Annotated in this window: 16 protein-coding genes and 2 tRNA genes; 9 read left to right on the forward strand and 9 right to left on the reverse strand. The window is 62.6% G+C overall.

Annotated features, from left to right (window positions below):
• Window positions 1-2: 2 nt before the first annotated feature.
• Window positions 3-1,451: an efflux transporter outer membrane subunit gene (locus C5N93_RS11415; RefSeq protein WP_242559349.1), complete on the forward strand. Its 1,449-nt coding sequence runs from the start codon at window positions 3-5 to the stop codon at window positions 1,449-1,451.
• Between the two features lie 217 nt (window positions 1,452-1,668).
• Here C5N93_RS11415 and C5N93_RS11420 read toward each other — a convergent pair.
• Together C5N93_RS11420 and C5N93_RS11425 are read right to left on the reverse strand one after the other, a co-directional pair.
• Window positions 1,669-1,745: transfer RNA gene (locus C5N93_RS11420), tRNA-Arg, on the reverse strand.
• 148 nt (window positions 1,746-1,893) lie between these two features.
• Window positions 1,894-1,970 (reverse strand) — tRNA-Arg (locus C5N93_RS11425).
• A gap of 407 nt (window positions 1,971-2,377) precedes the next feature.
• Here C5N93_RS11425 and C5N93_RS11430 point away from each other — a divergent pair.
• Complete coding sequence (locus C5N93_RS11430; RefSeq protein ID WP_242559350.1) at window positions 2,378-4,030, forward strand: AMP-binding protein; 1,653 nt, start codon at window positions 2,378-2,380, stop codon at window positions 4,028-4,030.
• Window positions 4,031-4,339: 309 nt separating this feature from the next.
• Here the strand turns inward: C5N93_RS11430 and tcdA are convergent, their stop codons facing one another.
• The gene (gene tcdA / locus C5N93_RS11435; RefSeq protein ID WP_242559351.1) at window positions 4,340-5,176 is read right to left on the reverse strand and encodes a tRNA cyclic N6-threonylcarbamoyladenosine(37) synthase TcdA; all 837 of its coding nucleotides are present in this window, start codon (window positions 5,174-5,176) and stop codon (window positions 4,340-4,342) included.
• On the opposite strand from tcdA, the gene C5N93_RS11440 reads away from it, so the two are divergent.
• The 4 genes from C5N93_RS11440 (at window position 5,175) to C5N93_RS11455 (ending at window position 10,781) form a co-directional block, all read left to right on the forward strand.
• Entirely contained in the window at window positions 5,175-7,265 is a 2,091-nt protein-coding gene (locus tag C5N93_RS11440; RefSeq protein ID WP_242559352.1) for an AsmA family protein, read from the forward strand. The genes tcdA and C5N93_RS11440 overlap by 2 nt on opposite strands.
• Before the next feature lie 372 nt (window positions 7,266-7,637).
• Window positions 7,638-8,285 (forward strand): pyridoxamine 5'-phosphate oxidase, encoded by a 648-nt coding sequence (gene pdxH, locus C5N93_RS11445; protein WP_242559353.1) that lies wholly within the window; start codon window positions 7,638-7,640, stop codon window positions 8,283-8,285.
• A 115-nt stretch (window positions 8,286-8,400) separates the two neighbouring features.
• Window positions 8,401-9,612, forward strand: coding sequence for a cyclopropane-fatty-acyl-phospholipid synthase family protein (locus C5N93_RS11450; RefSeq protein WP_242559354.1), 1,212 nt, complete (start codon window positions 8,401-8,403; stop codon window positions 9,610-9,612).
• A complete protein-coding gene (locus tag C5N93_RS11455) occupies window positions 9,609-10,781 on the forward strand; it encodes a DUF72 domain-containing protein (protein ID WP_242559355.1) in 1,173 nt (390 codons plus the stop codon). The genes C5N93_RS11450 and C5N93_RS11455 overlap by 4 nt, the downstream gene beginning before the upstream one ends.
• A gap of 117 nt (window positions 10,782-10,898) precedes the next feature.
• Here the strand turns inward: C5N93_RS11455 and fabV are convergent, their stop codons facing one another.
• Both fabV and C5N93_RS11465 read right to left on the reverse strand, forming a co-directional pair.
• Window positions 10,899-12,092 carry an enoyl-ACP reductase FabV gene (gene fabV, locus C5N93_RS11460; RefSeq protein WP_242559356.1) on the reverse strand — a complete coding sequence of 398 codons (1,194 nt, stop codon included), beginning with the start codon at window positions 12,090-12,092 and terminating at the stop codon, window positions 10,899-10,901.
• 167 nt (window positions 12,093-12,259) lie between these two features.
• Window positions 12,260-13,798, reverse strand: a complete 1,539-nt coding sequence (locus C5N93_RS11465; RefSeq protein ID WP_242559439.1) for an MFS transporter — start codon at window positions 13,796-13,798, stop codon at window positions 12,260-12,262.
• Window positions 13,799-14,277: 479 nt separating this feature from the next.
• Between C5N93_RS11465 and C5N93_RS11470 the strand changes: the two genes are divergently transcribed.
• The 3 genes from C5N93_RS11470 (at window position 14,278) to C5N93_RS11480 (ending at window position 16,561) form a co-directional block, all read left to right on the forward strand.
• Window positions 14,278-14,649, forward strand: coding sequence for a hypothetical protein (locus tag C5N93_RS11470; protein ID WP_242559357.1), 372 nt, complete (start codon window positions 14,278-14,280; stop codon window positions 14,647-14,649).
• 80 nt (window positions 14,650-14,729) lie between these two features.
• Entirely contained in the window at window positions 14,730-15,563 is an 834-nt protein-coding gene (locus C5N93_RS11475) for a hypothetical protein (RefSeq protein WP_242559358.1), read from the forward strand.
• A gap of 17 nt (window positions 15,564-15,580) precedes the next feature.
• A complete protein-coding gene (locus tag C5N93_RS11480) occupies window positions 15,581-16,561 on the forward strand; it encodes a hypothetical protein (RefSeq protein ID WP_242559359.1) in 981 nt (326 codons plus the stop codon).
• A gap of 68 nt (window positions 16,562-16,629) precedes the next feature.
• Here the strand turns inward: C5N93_RS11480 and msrA are convergent, their stop codons facing one another.
• The 4 genes from msrA to C5N93_RS11500 all read right to left on the reverse strand — a co-directional run bounded on the left by msrA (window position 16,630) and on the right by C5N93_RS11500 (window position 20,007).
• Window positions 16,630-17,202: a peptide-methionine (S)-S-oxide reductase MsrA gene (gene msrA, locus C5N93_RS11485; RefSeq protein ID WP_069342682.1), complete on the reverse strand. Its 573-nt coding sequence runs from the start codon at window positions 17,200-17,202 to the stop codon at window positions 16,630-16,632.
• Between the two features lie 273 nt (window positions 17,203-17,475).
• The gene (gene hutG / locus C5N93_RS11490; protein ID WP_242559360.1) at window positions 17,476-18,432 is read right to left on the reverse strand and encodes a formimidoylglutamase; all 957 of its coding nucleotides are present in this window, start codon (window positions 18,430-18,432) and stop codon (window positions 17,476-17,478) included.
• Window positions 18,433-18,559: 127 nt separating this feature from the next.
• Window positions 18,560-19,342, reverse strand: a complete 783-nt coding sequence (locus C5N93_RS11495) for an amino acid ABC transporter ATP-binding protein (protein WP_069342680.1) — start codon at window positions 19,340-19,342, stop codon at window positions 18,560-18,562.
• A complete protein-coding gene (locus C5N93_RS11500; protein WP_069342679.1) occupies window positions 19,339-20,007 on the reverse strand; it encodes an amino acid ABC transporter permease in 669 nt (222 codons plus the stop codon). Before C5N93_RS11500 ends, C5N93_RS11495 begins: the two co-directional genes overlap by 4 nt.
• Window positions 20,008-20,060: the final 53 nt, after the last annotated feature.

A 20,060-nucleotide genomic window follows, 5' to 3' on the forward strand; every position in this document is an offset into this window, starting at 1 on the left:
ACATGACTTTTTCTCTACGAACCCTGGCGGTTGCGGCCGCCTTTCTCGTCGCCGGTTGCACGGTCGGCCCCGACTATCGCGGTGCCCCCGAGGTGGCGAACGATGCGCTGCGGACCGGCGCGACGTTTGCTCACGCGGGCGAAGGCGTCGAAGCGCACACCCCGGGCGTCGCGCGCTGGTGGACAGGACTCGACGATCCGCAACTCACCGCGCTCATCGACGACGCCATCGCCAATAGCCCTGACATCCGTGCGGCGCAGGCGAAGGTGCGTCAGTCGCGTGCGAGCCTGCGCAGTCACCAGGCCGATCTGTTGCCGAAGGCGACCGTCGATCTGGCCGCCATTCGCACGCGCTCGCCGGACCTCGGCGCGCTCACGGGCAACGGTAGCGGCGGCGGGCGCGGGCCGCTCGACCTTTACATCGCGGGCTTCGACGCGAGTTGGGAAATCGATCTGTTTGGCGGTACCCGCCGGGCGGTCGAAGCGGCAAGTGCCGACGCCGACGCCGCGTCGGAGGATCTCGCCGATGCCCACGTGCAACTCGCTGCCGAAGTCGCGCAGACCTACGTTGCATTGCGCGATCAGCAGGCGCGTCTCGCACTGGTGCGCGATTCTGCGCAGCTCGAAGGCGAGATGCTCGATCTGACGCGTCAGCGCCGGGCCGGTGGCGTGGCCTCGGAGCTGGACGTCGAACGCATCTTCACACAAGTCGAACAGACGCAGTCGCGCGTGCTGCCGCTAGAGGCCGACGTCATCGAGTCGCTCGATCAGTTGGCACTGCTCACCGGCCGTGCGCCCGGCGCCCTGGACAACGAACTCAAATCGCCCAAGGCGCTGCCCCGCGTGCCGGCCAAGGTGGCCATCGGTGACCCGTCGGCACTGTTGCAGGCGCGTCCGGACATTCGTGCGGCGGAGCGACGTCTGGCATCGCAGAACGCGCAGATCGGCGTGCAGACCGCCAACTGGTTCCCGAAACTCTCGATCATGGGCGAACTCGGTTACTCCGCGCTAGACCCCGGCCATCTGCTGCGCAAGGACAACTTCAGTTGGCTGGCGTTGCCGCGTCTGCAATGGAACGCGCTCGACTTCGGACGCGTGCAGGCAGGTGTCGATGGCGCTAAGGCCGGGCGCGATCAGGCACAGGCCAAGTATGAAAGCGCGGTCCTGACGGCGTTGCGCGACGCCGATGTGGCATTGGCGCGCTACGGCCATCAACGCGAAAACGTCTATCGCCTGCAAAGCGTGGAGTCGTCGGCATCGCGCGCGGCGACGCTTACGCGTCAACGCTATCGCGCCGGAACGGCCAGCACGCTCGACTGGCTCGACGCCGAACGCACGCGCTTCTCGGCAGAGCAGGACCGGATTGCCGGCGACGCGCAACTGCTAAAGTCGTTCGTGACGTTGCAGAAGGCGTTGGGGTTGGGATGGCAGGTGAACAGCACGACCGGCTGAACGATCTGAACGGGCTGACCTGCATCGTGGACGCCGCATCGATAACGGTGAGCGTCCACGGTGGCGGTATGGCGCCTATGACGGCGTGACGGTACTGGGAGAAAATCGTCATGCCGCGACGGAAGGGAATGCAAAACAGACGGCGAGCAAGCAAACGACAGGTAAACGAAAAACGCTCCAGAAGCTTTCGCCTCTGGAGCGTTTTTGCCAACTGAGTTGGCGCGGCTGGCAGGATTCGAACCCACGACCCCTTGGTTCGTAGCCAAGTACTCTATCCAACTGAGCTACAGCCGCACTTACTGCACGAGACACCGACCAGACGATCCTGCTGGCTGTCGGCTGACCTTCTCAACAACGTCACCGGTGCATGACACTCGGTACGCCACTGGGAAGGACTCTCCCGAAAAACTAAGGGTCTCCGTGAGGAGACCCTCGAAATAGGTGGCGCGGCTGGCAGGATTCGAACCCACGACCCCTTGGTTCGTAGCCAAGTACTCTATCCAACTGAGCTACAGCCGCGCTGTGAGAACAGAATTATGTAAGAAACCAGTCTGCCACGCAAGTGTTTTTTGCAATTCTTTTGTCATATCCCCGATTTGCCCGCCGCATCCCGCGTTCCATGCGGGATTAGCGCGGAATCGCCCTCAATGGCAAGCCTTTGCCGCTAGAACAATTACTCCACGCAAACCCGCATCAAATCAGGGCTTTCCATGTGCTCGCCCCGGAAACGGCACGGTATGCTACGGCTTTTTGCAACGCATCGAATGGCGCACCCGCTGCGCAGCGAGACAGTATCGGGCAAGGAGACGCCCCGCTCGCACCCCCACACGACATGCGATGAAACGACGCATCGGCCCGCCCGTACTTTGCCTGGTACTTCCCCCGGCGGCCACGATGCGATAAAAACCAAATTCAAGGAGGCGCTCATGGAAAAAGTCTGGCTCAAGAGCTATCCGCCCGGCGTGCCGGCCGAGATCGACGTCAACACCTATCGTTCGCTGAACGACCTGTTCCTGCAAAGCTGCCAGAAGTTTGCGAATCGCCCGTCGTTTACCAATCTCGGTGTCACGCTGACGTTCGCCGACCTAGAACGCAAGTCGCGTGATTTCGCCGCCTATCTGCAAAGCCTGCCCGGCTTACAACGCGGTTCGCGTGTGGGCATCATGTCACCGAACCTCCTGCAATATCCGGTCGCCGTCTTCGGCATCCTGCGCGCGGGAATGGTCGTCGTGAACGTCAATCCGCTTTATACGGCGGGCGAACTCGAACATCAGCTCAAGGACGCGGACTGCGCGGCGATTCTCGTCATCGAGAACTTTGCCGCCACGCTGCAAAAGGCGCTGCCGAATACGCCGGTCAAGCACGTCATCACCACCGCCATCGGCGACCTCGTGCCGGCGCCCAAGCGCTGGATCGTGAACTACGTCGTGCGTCACGTGAAGAAGATGGTGCCCGAGTGGAACATTCCTCATGCCGTGCCGTTCCGCACCGCCATGGCGCAGGGGGCACGCGCCAAGTTGCAGGAAGCGCAGCTCGGTCATGACGACATCGCGTTCCTGCAATACACCGGCGGCACGACCGGTGTGGCCAAGGGCGCGATGCTCACGCATCACAACATGATCGCCAACATGCTGCAGGCGCGCGCGTGGATCGGCTCCGGTCTGGAAGAAGGCAAGGAGATCATCGTCACCGCCCTGCCGCTGTATCACATCTTCTGTTTGACGGCGAACTGTCTGGTCTTCCTCCAGCTCGGCGCGCTCAATCTGCTCATCACCAACCCGCGCGACATGCCGGGCTTCGTGAAGGAGCTGGGCAAGTGGAAATTCACGTTCATGACCGGCGTGAACACGCTCTTCAACGGCTTGCTCAATACCCCGGGCTTCGATCAGCTCGACTTCAGCGCACTGAAGTGCGCGCTTGGCGGCGGGGCCGCCGTGCAACGCGCCGTCGCCGAGCGCTGGCAGAAGGTCACGGGGCATCCGCTGATCGAGGCTTATGGGCTCACCGAGACATCGCCTGCCGTATGCATCAACCCGCTCGGCAGCGAGTTCAACGGGTCGATCGGTCTTCCGATCTCGTCGACGGAAGTCAGTATCCGCAACGACGCCAATGAGGCGCTCGACTTCGGTCAGGAAGGCGAAATCTGCGTGCGTGGCCCGCAGGTCATGAAGGGCTACTGGAATCGCCCCGATGAGACCGCCAAGACCATTACCCCGGACGGCTGGCTGCGCACCGGCGACATCGGCACGATGGATGACAAGGGGTATGTCCGCATCACCGATCGCAAGAAGGACATGATCATCGTCTCGGGCTTCAACGTCTATCCGAACGAAGTCGAGAGCGTGCTGGCGATGTGCCCGGGCGTGCTGGAGTCGGCCGTGGTCGGCGTACCGAGCGAGCGCACCGGCGAAGCGGTCAAGGCCGTGATCGTCAAGAAGTCGGCGGATCTGAGCGAGAAGGCCATCATCGACTTCTGCCGTCAGCATCTGACTAACTACAAGGTGCCGCACGTCATCGAGTTCCGCACCGAATTGCCGAAGACGCCGGTCGGCAAGGTGCTGCGTCGCGAACTGCGCTGACGACAGGCAGATAGGCAGGTCTCGCGCGCTCGCTGAGACTTTTGCATCGACGCGTTGTTTCGGTTGCCTCCATTGTTTCGTTATGCACAACGAATCAACGGCGCATCGATGCTGCGAGGCAGCATATAAATCGGCCCAGGGCGGTTCATTCGCCTCGGGCCGTTTTCTTTTACGTATCGAGAGACCTATCGAGAGGTCTCGTGTCCTTCGCCGCAGCCCAACCCCGCTCGTTTCGTAACTTTTGGTTACAGACGCGAGGCGTGAGGCTTGGGAAAATCTCGGGCACGTCAGTGCCCTCGCGCGCGCCGTTCAGCGTCCGACCTTGGTGACTTGCTTCAAAACGTGAGCAGCGGCCGCCATGCCGAATGTCGCTGTGACACACATGCTCGACCCGAAGCCGGCACAGTTAAGGCCCTGCGGCCCCACAGCGGCATCGGGCGATTCGCCCGGCGCGCACACGGCTTCCGGATACTGCAATGGCTCGTCCGAGTACACGGCGGGCACGTTGAACTTGGCTTTCGGGCCGCGGACAAAACCGTGTTGCTTGCGTAATTGCGCACGCACTTTCGCAAGCAGCGGGTCCTGAATCGTGCGGGCGAGATCGTCGATGCGAATCCGTGTCGGATCGATCTGACCGCCGGCGCCGCCCACGGTGATCAGACGCTGCTTATGCGCCACGCACCACGCGATGAGCGCCGTCTTCACCCGCACGCTGTCGATGGCATCGATCACCCAATCGAAGCCACCGCCCAACATGGCGTCGAGATTTTCGAGTTCGACGAAGTCCTCGACGAGCGTAAGCTGGCAAGCAGGATTGATGGCCACAATGCGTTCGGCCATCGCGGCGACTTTCGGTTTTCCGTAGTTGCCATCGAGTGCATGCACCTGACGATTGGTATTGCTTTCGGCGACGTTATCGAGATCGATGAGCGTGAGTCGACCCACGGCGCTACGCGCCAGCGCTTCGGCCACCCACGAGCCGACACCGCCGATACCGATGACGGCCACGTGAGCGTCGCGCAGACGCGCGAGACCGTCGTCACCATACAAACGCGCGAGGCCGCCGAAACGGCGATTCGCGTCAAAATCCACCTCCGGTGGCGTAGCCGGCACCGGAGCAACAACGATCGACGGGGTACTGTTCATGATGCGATGGGTAACGTCCTTGAAATGGCTGGCGATCACGATGGTCGCCATCGTGCTGGCATTCGCGGCGTTCATCACGTGGTTTGACTGGAACTACGCCCGGCCCTTCATTAACCGGGAGGTGAGCACCGCGACCGGGCGCCCCTTCGAAATCCGGGGCGACCTCTCGCTGCACTGGCTGGCGCCGAATGCACAGGCCCCGGGTCTGGGGCGCTGGCTGCCGAGGCCTCGCCTGATCGCGAATGATATCGTGTTAGGCAACGTCGCGTGGAGCCAGACGCCGAACATGATCTCCGTCGGTCGCCTCACGTTCTCGCTCGAATGGCTGCCGCTACTCGAGAAGCATGTGGTGCTGCCCGAAGTCGCGCTGTCCGCCCCGAAGGTCATCGTCGAACAACAGGCCGACGGTCAGAACAACTGGACCTTCGCGAAGGGCGACGGCAAGCCCTCGCCGTGGAAGCTCCGCATCGGCCGCCTGATTCTCGAAGACGGCGTGATACGCGCCAACATCGTGCCGCAGCAGCTCGACCTGACGGCCAACATCGCCACCATCGACGGTCAGGCACCGTACGGCATCGGCGTCTCTCTGAAGGGCACCTTCCGGAAGGTCGCCGTCACCGGCAAGGCGCGCGGCGGGGATGTGCTTTCACTCGAAGACACCGGCGAGCCGTATCCGCTCGACGCCAGCGTGCGCATCGGACGCACCTTGATCGCCGCGAAAGGCACGTTCACGAATCCGGCCACGCTCTCGGCGCTCGACATGCATCTGAAGCTGGCGGGGCCGACGATGGCCGATCTGTATCCGATCACCGGCGTGCTGCTGCCGGAAACGCCCGCCTACGAAACCAACGGCCATTTGCTGCACACGGCCGGCGTGTGGCGCTACGAGCGCTTCCAGGGCAAGGTCGGACAGAGCGATCTGTCCGGCACGCTCGTGTTCCGTCAGCGCGAGCCGCGCAACATCCTGCAAGGCGCGGTGGTGTCCAATCAATTGCGGCTGGTCGATCTCGGTCCGGCGATCGGCGGACAGAACCCGTCCGGCGGCAGCGACCTGTCGGGCAAGCCGAAAGCGCCGCCGTCCGACAAGGTGCTGCCGGTCGATCCGTTCAAGACCGACCGCTGGCGCGCCATCGATGCCGACGTGCAATTCACCGGCCGCAAGATCATCAAGGACAAGAGCCTGCCGATCGACAACCTCGTGACGCATCTCGTGCTGGACGATGGCGTGCTCTCGCTGCGTCCGCTGGAGTTCGGCGTGGCGGGCGGTCGCATCACGTCGACGCTCGTGCTCAACGGGCAGGCCGAACCGATGAAGGTGGACTCGCAGGTGTCGCTGCGGCATCTGAAGATGAAGCAGTTGTTGCCCGACGTCGACCTGATGAAGACGAGCGTCGGCGAAGTCAATGGCGACGCCGCGCTCACCGCGACAGGCAACTCCATTGCGGCGCTGGCCGGCTCGTCGAACGGCGAGATCAAGACGCTGATCGACCGTGGGTCGGTGAGCAAGTTGTTGCTGCAATACATGGGGCTCAACGTGGGCAACATCGTGCTGACCAAGCTCTTCGGCGACAAGCAGATCGAGATGCGTTGCGCGGCGGCCGACTTCGCCGTGCGCGACGGTGTCATGGACGCCCGTACGTTCGTGATCGACACCGACGATACGAGCATTGGCGTCACCGGTCAGGTCGATCTCAAGCGCGAACACTTCAACCTGACGATCCGTCCGGAACCGAAGCACTTCGGCCTGCTGTCGCTGCGCTCGCCGCTGTATGTGCGCGGCACGTTCAAGCATCCGGACGTCGGGGTGAACGTGCCGACGCTCGTCGCGCGCGCAGGCGGCGCGATCGCGCTGGGCGTGCTCGCGCCGTACACGGCGCTGATCCCGTTGCTCGAACTCGGCCCTGGCAAGGACAGCCCATGCGGCGAGCTGCTCGCCAAGCTGCAACATCCGCCCAGCCGCAATCCGGCGAACGTCAAAGCCGTTCCCGGCGCCGACGGCGCCGCCAGGGCCAACAAGACAGACAACAGGACGCGCACGAACCAACCCGCCGCCGCCGCCGGCATCGACGCCGGACGCGACAAGCCTTGATCCGGTCCGCCCGCCGCCGCTAACGCGGACCCCGGATCGGGCGGCGGTGCCGCGATCGAGCCGACGCGTCACCGATTGCATGCCGCATGCGATATGCGATGCGAGCCATACCCGCAATGCACAAAGCAATGCCCATGCCAACGAGATGGATTTGCCGCCGTCGTCGCGAACGATTTTCGGGACATCTACGGCGGCCCGGCGCAATTACTTCACTCATTAAATATCAAGCACATAGCGCGAGACGCCCATTCCACGGGACATTCGGAGGGTTGATATTCACGCGACGTGACAAATCGTCACGTGCACACATTTGCCGACTCTTCGCTATACTGTGTCGCAACCCCCAACCGCCATAGACCGGCTACGATCGTCGTGACACAGACGCTTTCTCTCGCGGACCTGCGCAAGAACTACGCCCTCGGCTCTCTTTCCGAGACCGAAGTGGCGTCCAGCCCGTTCGACCAATTCCGACTCTGGTTTGAGCAAGCGCTCGCGGCCCAACTGGCCGAACCGAACGCCATGACGCTCGCCACCGTGACACCGGATGGCCGCCCGGATGCGCGCATCGTGCTGATCAAGGGCGCCGACGAACGCGGCTTCACGTTCTTCACGAACTACGAGTCGCGCAAGGGGCAGGAATTGGCGGCGACGCCGTACGGCTGTCTGCTGTTTCACTGGATCGAGCTGGAGCGTCAGGTGCGTATCGAGGGACGTGTCGAGAAGGTGAGTGCAGAAGAAAGCGACGCGTACTATCACTCGCGCCCGGTGGGCTCCCGTCTGGGCGCCTGGGCCTCGGTGCAGAGCGCCGAAGTGGCCGACAGAACCATCATCGAGCAACGCGAAGCGGATTTCCGGCGCCAGTTCGGCGACGCCCCGCCGCGCCCGCCGCACTGGGGTGGTTACCGGCTCGTGCCGGAGACCATCGAGTTCTGGCAGGGCCGCGAATCGCGCCTGCACGATCGCATCAAATTTTTCCGGCTTGCCGATGGAACGTGGCGCGTGGCGCGCCTGTCTCCCTGAACGTTGTTGTGTCGGCTACGCCGACGCGGTACGCCTGCCCGCCCGTTTGACGAGGAGACGTCACCGTGCCGACGGTACGGATTGAAGTTTTTTTGGTGACACTTGGAGCACATCCATGTTGTGGGAGAAAAAACTCGAAAACTGGGTAAGCGGCGTCAAGACATCTTCGAATCTGCCCATCCGCCTCGCGCTTTGGAACGGACAGCAATACGATTTCGGTGCCTTCGACAATCCCAGCGTAACGTTGCGCATCAATGGCCCTGCGGCCATGACGCGTCTACTGAGTCCCAGCCTCGACAATCTCGGCGAGGCCTATGTGAAGGGTGAAATCGACGTCGAGGGCAGGCTGACCGACGTCATCGACATGAGCTATGCGCTCGCCGGTAGCAGTCTCACGACTATCGGCCCGCTGGAGCGTGCCGTACGTCACTTCAATCACAGCAAGAAGTCCGACAAACGCTCGATCGAGTTTCACTACGACGTGTCCAACGAGTTCTACCAGCTCTGGCTGGACAAGAACATGGTCTATTCGTGTGCCTACTTCGAAGATGGCGACGAAGACCTCGACACGGCGCAAGAGAAGAAGATCGATCACATTCTCACCAAGATCCAGCTTCAGCCGGGGCAGACACTGCTCGACATCGGCTGCGGATGGGGCGCGCTGGTGATTCGTGCCGCCCAGAAGTTCGGCGCGAAGTGTATCGGTGTGACGCTCTCGCAGAACCAGTTCGATCTGGCGACCGAACGCGTGAAGAAACTCGGTCTGGAAGATCAGATTGAAATCCGCATTCAGGATTATCGTGACGTGGAAGGTCAGTTCGATCGCATCACGAGCGTGGGCATGTTCGAGCACGTCGGGCGCAAGAATCTCAAAGACTACTTCGCGAAGATTTCGTCGTTGCTCAAGGACGACGGCGTCGCCATGAACCACGGCATCACGTCGACCGATCCGGATAGCGGCGAGACGGCGATGGGCGGCGGCGAATTCATCGACAAGTACGTCTTCCCGAACGGCGAACTGCCGCACATCAGCCTGGCGCTCGAAACGATGCAGCGCGGCGGGCTGGAGGCGAACGACGTAGAAAGCCTGCGGCGCCACTATGCGCGTACACTCACACTCTGGTCGGAACGCTTCGAAGCTAACGCTCCGCGCCTGCGTGAGCTGGCCGGCGAAGAGCGCTTCCGGGTCTGGCGTGTGTATCTTGCCGGTTGCGCGTATGCGTTCGAGCACGATCACGTGTCGATCTATCAAATCGTTTGCCGCAAGGCCGGGCAATCGGCCAGGAATCTGCCCTGGTCGCGCCGTTACATGTACGAAAACCGATGAGCCAGTTCGATCTGTTCGGCGCGCCGCCTGAGGATCTTTCGCCAGGCAAGCGCGCCGGGCAGGTCGACGGCCATCGTGCGGCATTGCCCGATGCCGCCGACAGCACCGAATCCCCTCGCCGCCGTGGCGGCGTCGGTGCTGCCGACAGTCCCCCCGCCATGCACACACTGGGCGAGCACTTGCCCGGCAACATCCGCCTCGGCACCTCGTCATGGTCGTTCCCCGGCTGGAAAGGCATTGTCTGGGACGACGATTACAGCGACACCAAACTCTCACGTCAGGGACTCACGGCATACGCCCGTCACCCGGTGCTGCGTTGCGTCGGCATCGACCGGTCGTTCTACAAACCGATGTCGATCATGGAGTATCAGAAGTACGCCGAGCAGGTGCCGAAGGACTTCCGCTTTCTCGTCAAGGCGCCGAGCGTTGTCACGGATGCCGTCGTACGGGGCGACAAGGGCGAAGGCCTGAGTGCCAATCCCTGCTTTCTCGACGCGCGCATCGCCAACGAACAATTCGTGGCGCCCTGCCTCACCGGACTCGGCCCCAAGGCTGGCGTGCTGGTGTTTCAGGTGTCGCCGTTGCCGGTCGAACTCCTGCGCGACGTGCCCGCACTGATTCAACGCATCGAAGCGTTCTTCGCCGCCCTGCCACCGCTGCCCGAAGGTGAGATAGCGCCTGACGGCACGCCGTCACCGGGGCCGTGTTACGCACTCGAGATTCGCGACGGCGCATTGCTGACCCCACGCCTCATGCGCGCGCTGGGACAGCTAGGCGTGCGCTACTGCATTGGCCTGCACGCGCGTATGCCGCATGTCGAGCGTCAGGCCGCCGCCCTCGCCCTGCTCGATGAGATGAACGCCGGCCCGCTGGTGGTCCGGTGGAATCTGAACAGCGCACACAAGTACGAACAGGCGAAAGCGAAATACGCGCCATTCGACAAGATCGTCGATCCCGATCCGACAACGCGCGACGTGCTGGCGGCACTCGCCACACACTATGCGCTCGCGGGGCAGCCCGTCTATGTGATCGTCAACAACAAGGCGGAAGGTTCGTCTCCGCTGTCATGTCAGGCGCTGGCCGAGCGGATCTTCGAGATGTCGCAGGCGGCGCCCCCGTCCGAGACCTCCGGGACGTCCGAGACGCCCGAGAGCACGCCGGACGCCTGACGTCGCCCTCAGCGCGAAAGTGATTCCCTCAGAAACGACAATGGCCTGAGCCGGCAGTCATGCCGAACTCAGGCCATCGCTCACTATCGATCGCTAACCGGTAGAACGACGTAGCACTTACGCGACGAGGTGCGCAATCGCGACGTCCGGGTTCACATCAGCCTCGTAATCGACGCCCTCGATCTCGAAACCGAACAGACGCAGGAATTCGTGCTTGTAGCCCGCGAAGTCCGTCAGTTCGTACAGGTTCTCATTCGTCACCTTGTCCCACAGCGCCGACACTTCGCCCTGCACGTCCGCTGCGAGTTCCTTCTGGTCGGTGCGCACACGGCCCTCTTCGTCGAGCAACGGCGATGCGCTGTACAGGCTGTCCTTGTACAGGCCATAGATCTGCTCGATGCAACCTTCGTGGGTGCCCTTGGCCTTCATGACCTTGAACAGCAGCGAGAGATAGAGCGGCATCATCGGAATGGCCGAGCTGGCCTGCGTGACCAATGCCTTGAGCACGGCAACGCGCGCGTCGCCGCCAGTCGCACCCAGCTTGGCGCGAATGCCCAGCACCTTCTCGTCCAGATCCTTCTTGGCCGCGCCAATGGAACCGTTCCAATAGATGTCGTGCGTGATCTTCTCGCCGAGATACGTGAACGCGGTCGTCTTGGCGCCCGGGGCGAGCACGCCGGCTTCAGCCAGCGCATCGATCCACATCTGCCAGTCTTCACCGCCCATGACGGCCACCGTGTTCTCGATTTCTTCCTGCGTGGCAGGCTCGAACACCGATTCCTTCACGACTTCCTTGTCCGTGTCGATGCCGCGCAGCGTCACCGACTTGCCAACCGGCTTGAGCACCGAGTTGAACACCTGACCGGTTTCCGGATGCGTGCGGCGCGGCGCGGCCAGGCTGTACACGACCAGATCGACCTGACCGAGATCGTTCTTGATCGTCTCGATGGTCTTGGCCTTGATTTCGCGGGAGAAGGCGTCGCCGTTGATGCTCTTCGCGTACAGACCCTTTTCCGTGGCGAACTTGTCGAAGGCGGCCGTGTTGTACCAGCCCGGCGTGGCCGGTTTGGTGTCGGTACCCGGACGTTCGAAGAACACGCCGAGCGTGGCGGCGTCGCTGCCGAAGGCGGACGTAATCCGTGCAGCGAGACCGTAGCCGGTCGATGCACCGATCACGAGCACCTTCTTCGGGCCGTTCGGGATCGGGCCTTGCGCCTTCACGTATTCGATCTGTTGCTTGACGTTGGCTTCGCAGCCGACGGGATGGGTGGTGACGCAGATGAAGCCGCGCACGCGTGGCTTGATGATCATGGAAACCTCGTTCACAAAATTCGGTGATGCCGGCTCACCCGGCAAACACCGCGCATTGTAAACGAGGTCGAGCCCGGCCCGGCATTTCACGGCCGTTTTGCCCTGCTAGCGGCCGATTTTGCGCCATCCGGCAATGCCGCGTCGGACAGCGCCGGGCGGCACTCGGATTATTCCGGTGCTGCGACGACGGTGCGGTCGACGCGCTTGGGAAATTGAATCTGCCGGATGCGACGCACGAGCAATGCCGCAACGATCGCGGCAAGCCCGGTCAATAGCACCCCGGCGTGGACGGCGCTCACAAGCGTCTGGCGCGCGGTTTCGACCAGCGGTGCGCCATCGATGCCCATTGCGCGCAAATCCGTGAGCAGGTCCGTGCGCAGCGCCGGGTCGATCAGGATGCGCGGATCGAGGGCGCGGGCTACCGCATGCGCCGCGAGCGTGTCGTCATAGGCCGACACCGCACCGGCGACACCTCGGGCGTACCAGTGATTGACCAGCGTGCCCACGATGGTCGTGCCCAGCATGCCGCCGACCATGCGCGTCGATTGCAGCAATGCGGTGGTGATGCCGAAGCGCTCGCGTCCGGCGATTTCCTGCCCGAACACGTTCATGTTGTTCAGGATGAAACCGATGCCGATACCGGCGCAGGCCATCGCCATCGCGAGCAGCCCGTGCGGCGTGTCGCTATGCGACAGACCGACGCCAGCCGAGGCGACCGCCAGCAGACAGAACCCGATCACCAGCATGTTCGTGGGACGCGCCAGACGCACGACAACCGGTGTGTTGATGAAGCTGCCCAGCGCGATACATGCGGCAATCGGCGTGGCAATCAGTCCGGCCGCCTGCGGGCTCAGACCAAAACCGCCTTGCAGCAACAACGGCGCGAAGAAGATCAGGGAGTACATCACGAAGCCGATCAGGACCGACAGCGTGAACAGCACCACGAGTTGCGGGTGACGGAACATGTCCAGCGGCACGATCGGATGCGTAGCGCTGCGCTCGGTACGCAGCAATGCCCAGAAACCGACGGCGACCGCCACGATCAGCGCGAGATTGCCGAGCGACGCACCGTGCGACGGCACGTTCTCGATGAAGACCTGAAAACCGCCGAGCACGACGGCGATCCACAACGCGCCGCGCCAGTCGACGCGAACGTCGCCCTTGTGCGCGGGCGGGAATTTCGGCAAATAGCGCCACACGAAGTAGAGCGCCGCCAGACCGACAGGCAGATTGACGAAGAACGTCGAACGCCAGCCGAAGTGTTCCGAGAGCAGACCGCCCAGCGACGGGCCGGCGGCGGTGCCGATACCGTACGCCGTCGTGATCACGACCTGCCAGCGCACGCGCGAGCGGGCATCCGGAAAGAGGTCGGGCACCGACGCGAAGGCCGTGCCGACCATCATGCCCCCACCGATGCCTTGCAAACCTCGCGCGAAGACGAGGAACGGCATGTTGGGTGCCAGACCGCACAGCAGCGAGGCGAAAGTAAATGTCAGGACCGACGCGATCACGAAACGGCGACGGCCGAAGTAATCGCCAAGACGTCCGAACACCGGCACGGTCACGACGGATGCCAGCAAATAAATGCTCGCGATCCAGGCGTAATACTCGAAACCTTTGAGTTCGGCGACGATGGAAGGCAGGGCCGTACTGACGACGGTCTGGTCGAGAGCGACCAGCATATTGACGAGCGCGATGCCGATCATGGCCATCAACGCATCGCGGAAAGGCAGGGGGCGCACGGCGGACTACCTGAAGACTTCATGAAGGGGAGCGGTCATTTTATGCGAAAAATAATGAATATATGAACGTTCATGCATGGCGCGCATTTCCGGACCAAAGCGCCCGGAACCCCTTGCCAGGGGCCGATCCGCAACCGTTGATCGAGCAACGAATTTACCAATCGCAAATCCTCAATGCCACAGATCAAATAATTCAACCATCGATTTCCTGGCTCACCTTCCCCCTCTCAATCCCCAAACCAAGGCGTTGTCCGATACCGCTTTCGGACGCACCTCAACCCGATTCTCGGCCTGCCCGTGCATCATCTTTCCATCGCCATCGGTGTGGATCGATGCAAATTCGGCAATTCCCGGTGCATTCGCGAAAACCGCTCTCGAACAACGGCCGCACCATCGCTCGACGCTTCGGACAGCGTCGTCGTCACTTCTCTGGAGGCACGTCAATGAAACATCGCCCTGCGCGCGAGGAATACCGTCGCTGGCTGAACGCACAGAGCGGCACGTCCCCAACTGACGGAAAGATCACGGACGTCATGAGAACGGGTATCGAAACGGCCATTGCCGCGCGTCCCGAACTTCCGGCAACGCTGCCCTTCGCCGGGTATGTCGTCTGGTTCCACACGAGCCTGACGTTTCTCGACATCCGTTTCGATCACCACCGGTTCGCCATCGTCACCCAGCAGGTGGAAAACCCCTCGGAAGCGTTCTATTTCGACCATCTCGACGCCGCCTATGGACACGCAGCGGACGTAGGCGAGCCGTGTCTGATCCTGTTTGCCGAGACGGCAGGGGCGCCGGTCAGCGTCGTCGGTTGAGCTGCCGATCCCCGACATAGCCTCGATGCCCCCCCTTATCGCTTCATCGTCATTCCACTCTTTTCAAGGGAGCATGAACCATGCCGTTCCTCGCTTTGGCAATTCCGCAAACACGGGCGAACGCCCTGACGGTACCTATCGAGGCCGATGGCCAGCGACATGAAGTCGTCATCGATATGCAGGAAATCAGGAACCAACTACCCGAGAGACCTCAGTTCGACCCCGTCGCCCCCATGCCGGTGTCGCCCTTCTCGTCGTTCCGTCCGACTTTCGAATGCCGACCGATTCCGGTCGGCGAATACTTCGAACGCGCACTCGCGGAACTCGTCACGCCCCGGTCGACCTGCGTGCTCAGCGCTTATGCGAGTAACGCCGAGCTACGTACCGCCCTCGCGGAAATTCTCCAGTTTCATCCTCACGGCAAAGCGCTTGCCGTGCCCTCGCATATCCTCGCGGCGGGCCTGCCGTCATTGCTGCGCGACGAACCCGAATATCTGCCCGGCACCCTGTCGGCCCTGAGCTACGACGTTGGGGCCAACAGTGTGCGCATCGGTCGTATGGAATTTCTGGGCGTCGATCATCCCGGAGAGGCGGAGTACCTGTTCGCGGGCGAAAGCGAGCTGGCGTTCCTGCACGAAGGCAACCGTTACGCATCGCGCATCCGGCAAGACCACGCGCCGATCCTCGCTTTCCATTACCGGGCCGCAGGCATGCCCGGCCATACCGCACTGCCGCCGATGGGATACGTCGACGCGACGCGAGACCAGACACAGTTGTCGGACTTCACGGCGCAACTCGCACGCTGTCGTCATCGCGACACATCGGGTCGCGCTACACGCCACAGCGCGTCACGTCAGCAGGCGCTCTCGCCGCTCGACGCCGGGCAGAATGGCCTGACGTGCTCGATTCTTTGACCTGAAGGAGCGCACCCATGCACGTACCATCGCAACCGCTGCCGGGTTACTGGCCGCAACTGTCGGACTGGCAAGTCAAGGCGGGGGAAGCACCGGCCACCTCTCGTCCCGCAACGACATTTACAAGCATCAGAAACCGTTTGCCCGAAGGGCACACCATCCGAATAGATTCGTGGAGATCGAAAGCGCATGCGACGCCGAAGGACAACGGCTGCCGTGCCGTGCATGTGAATGAATACACACACCATGTGCTCACAGCGCTGGTCACGCCGCAGGAGGGGTGTCCGTCCCGACGCTATACGCGCAATGCAGAACTGCGGAATTCGGTGGCCACCGCACTGGCACTTCACCCGCAAGGGGGCGATGCGTTGCTCGAAGCGAGACTCAAGGCGCTGGGTCTGCCGTCATTGCTGCGCGACGAACCCCAATACTTGCCGGGGACGCTCGCCGCCCTTCGCTACGACGTGGGCTCGCGCATCGTGGCGATCGGCCGCAGCAAGCTGCCCGACCTCGCGGATCTCGATGCGCCGGGTGATCTCGCGCTGCATGCGGCTGGCGGGCGCGAATTGTCGTATCTCGACGGCGAAAGCCCCCACGCCGCGCAAGTCGCCCACGATCACAAACGGATTCTCGATTTCCACTACAGCGCGGCGGGCGTGTCGACTTGGCAGGCGATGCCCGATAGCGAGCGTCGTCAGGCGTCCTCGGACGATCATCAGCGTCTCGATGAACGTAGACGTCACCGCACCTTCAGTGCGAGCGTTACGTCTCGCCCGCCAGAAGCCAAAGCGCCACGTATCGGCACATTCATTGAGCATCTCGAACAATGCCGGCAGCGCGGCGAACCCTCGCGGGTGCGAAGCAAGCCAAAGGGAAGAATTCCGATTTCGCACGACTTGGAGGCGCAACGAATGCGGCGTAAGGCGTCGAAGCCCACGCCGCCCCCCTATCCGCTTTCGCCGCACCACGACGCGCTCTACAACTGCACGCTGCTTTGACCGGCCCCCTGGGCGGCCGGTCGATCGCGGGATGACGCCGGATGAGATAACGGACGTCGGTCAGGAACTCACGCCGCCGGCTTCAGGCGGCGGGCGAACTTCTCGCGGAATTTCTTGAGCTTCGGTGCGACGACGTAGGCGCAATAGCCCTGATCGGGATGTTGGCGGAAATAGTTCTGGTGATAAGCCTCGGCCGGCCAGAACGTTTGCACGGGCACGACCTGCGTGACGATGGGATGCTGATACGTCATCTCGGCCATCAGTTCGGCGATGAGATGATCGGCAGCCGTCTTTTGCGCGTCGTTGTGATAGAAGATCGCCGAGCGGTACTGGGTGCCGATATCGTTGCCCTGACGATTGAGCGTGGTCGGATCGTGGATCTGGAAGAACACGATCAGAATTTCCTCGAACGTGACGACGTCCGGATCGTAGGTCACCTGTACCACTTCGGCGTGACCTGTATCGCCTTCGCAAACCTGCTCGTAAGTGGGGTTGTCGACGTGCCCGCCTTCGTAGCCCGAGACGACGGACTTCACGCCGTCCAGTTGCTGATAGCAAGCTTCGAGGCACCAGAAACAACCACCAGCCAGCGTGGCGACTTCGGTACGGGTATCGCTCGGAGAGTTCGTCTGCTCTGTCATCTTGACCTCGCTTGTCGACTGCGTTCGTGCGTGCGCGTCAGTGAGCGGTTGTGCGCCCGGCCGTGTCGCACTGCACCAAACAAATAGGGCGGGCGATCGATGGTTCGATCGCCCGCCCTATTGTCGCGCAGAAGTCTCGCGAATGGCGCAAATAACCTTTCAGGCCGCTCAGTCGCCCTGCCACGCTACGGCGCTGTCGCCTTGTGTTCACCGCCCATACCGGCTTGCACCGTTGGATCAGCCGTCAGCAAAAGTGCCGCCAGTAACAGCAAGTCAGTCCTGCAACTGCGTGATCAGCGGATGCAGCAGACGCGCGCCGACACGTGCGGTGAGGCCGTCGCGGTCGTACGTCGGGTTGTACTCGGCAATGTCCGCCACACGCAGCTTGCCCGAACGACGCACCACACCGATCAGCGCCTCGACGACTTCGAGCGCCACGCCGTGTGCCGCTGGCGCCGACACGCCCGGCGCCTTCTCGCCCGGCAGCACGTCCATGTCGATGGTCAGATAGACGTGGCTCACCTTCGCCAGCTTCTTCTCCAGACGCTCGCACATTTCCGGCAGACGGTGCGCGAGCATCGTGTCGTCGAGCCAGTAGTCGACGTTCAGCGACGCCGCACGCTCGAACAGCGCGTCGGTATTGCTGTAGCGGCTCACGCCGAGACAAGCGTACTGGAACGGTGCCTGACGCCCCGCGAGCAACTGCGAGATCTGCCAGAACGGCGTACCCGAGCTGGCGGTCGGCTGGGCGCGAAGATCGAAGTGTGCATCGAAGTTGAGAATCAGGATCGGCTCGTCGCGCAGACGGTCGCCGTAATGCTCGGCCACGCCGAGGAACGTGCCGTAAGCGATTTCATGTCCGCCGCCCAGCACCACCGGACGCGCCCCCGCGGCCAGCACTTCGGCCACGCGATGCCCCAGCGCGGCTTGCGCCGCTTCGAGACGCTCGTCGGCACAGACGATGTTGCCGCCGTCGAACACAGCCGGCGTGCCCTGCACCGGCAGACTCGCCAGTGCCCGACGCAGCATGTCGGGACCTGCCACGGCCCCCTGACGCCCATGATTGCGGCGCACGCCCTCATCGCTACAGAAGCCCAGCACCACGGCGCCACCGGCGATTTCGGATGCGTCACACGCATCGTAGTCCCGCAGCACCTGATGCAAACGCAGCGTGTGACCGGTTTCGCCGGTATCCACACGACCTTGCCAGACTGCTCGATCGATTGTCATACGTTTTCCTGCCTTGCCTTACCTGATCGTTGCCGAATTACCGTACCGCTCACATGACACGCGCGGATCGCACGCTCTCGGCGTGCGCGTCTGTCATGTATCCATCTCTTCACGCCTGCTGCGCGAATTACGCCGAACGCGAAATCACGGCTTGCAGGAATTCGCGCGTACGCGCTTCGCGCGGCGCGGTGAAGATCTGCTCCGGCGAACCGGCTTCGATGATCCGGCCCTGATCCATCACGACCACCACATCGGCGACTTCACGGGCGAAACCCATTTCGTGCGTGACGACGAGCATGGTCATCCCGTCGTTCGCGAGTGCCTTCATCACTTGCAGCACTTCGCCGACGAGTTCCGGATCGAGTGCAGACGTCGGCTCGTCGAACAGCATGACCTGCGGCTGCATGGCGAGCGCGCGGGCAATCGCCACACGCTGCTTCTGGCCGCCCGAGAGCGTGCCCGGGTAGACGTCGGCCTTCGCGGCGAGACCGACCTTGGCGAGCAGTTCGCGGGCCAGCTTGTCGGCATCGGCACTCTTCAGGCCGCGCAGCTTCTTCGGCGCGAGCGTCACGTTATCGACCACGCTCAGATGCGGAAACAGGTTGAACGACTGGAACACCATGCCCACGTCCGTGCGCAATTGGTTCAGAGCGTTCTCGCCCATCATCTTGCCGTGATCGACGAGCTTCTTGCCGACGATCTCGATGGTGCCCTGCTCGGCCGTCTCCAGCCCGTTGCAGCAACGCAGGAACGTGCTCTTGCCCGAGCCGCTGGGGCCGATGACCACCACGACCTGACGCGCCTGAACTTCGAAATCGATGCCCTTCAGGACCTGATGGCTGCCGTAGGCCTTGCCCAGCCCTTCGATCTTCAGGATCGGGGCCTTGCCCGCTTGATTCACTTCGCTCATTGCACGGCACCTCCGGCACGCAGGGACTTCTCGGCGCGCTGCAGCAACAGCGTGGTGACACCGGTCAGAATCAGATAAACAAAAGCAATCGCCAGATACACTTCCAGCGAACGATACGACACGCTGATGATCTTCTGGCCTTCGTGCATCACGTCGTGAATCGTCAGCAGCGACACGAGGGCGGAGTTCTTGATCAGCGCGATGAATTCATTGCCCAGCGGCGGAATCATGCGCACGACAGCCTGCGGCAGAATCACCGAGCGCATGGCCAGACCGTACGGCATGCCCAGCGAGCGCGCGGCTTCCATCTGGCCGCGCTCGATCGACTGGATTGCGCCGCGCACGATTTCCGAGACGTAAGCACCGCTGTAGATGCCCAGCCCCAGCACACCGCACACGAACGCGGGCAGCAAAATGTTGAACTGCGGCAGACCAAAGAACAGGATGAAGAGCTGCACCAGCAGCGGCGTGCCACGAATGAACGTGACGTATGCGGTACAGATGCCGTAGCGAATGCGGTTAGCGGGGTTGAGGCGGCCCATGCCGACCAGCAAGCCCAGCACACAGCCCAGGGCCAGGGCACAGGCAGTGACTTCGACGGTCACCAGCGCGCCACGCGCCAGGTCCGTCCAGTTTGCCCACACCGGCGAGAAATCGAGTTCCATGCGTACTCCGTCAGTTGCTCTACTGCGCTAATGCTTTATTGCTTGGGCGGGCG

The organism is Pandoraea sp. LA3, from assembly GCF_022696215.1.
Taxonomy (GTDB): Bacteria; Pseudomonadota; Gammaproteobacteria; order Burkholderiales; family Burkholderiaceae; genus Pandoraea; species Pandoraea capi.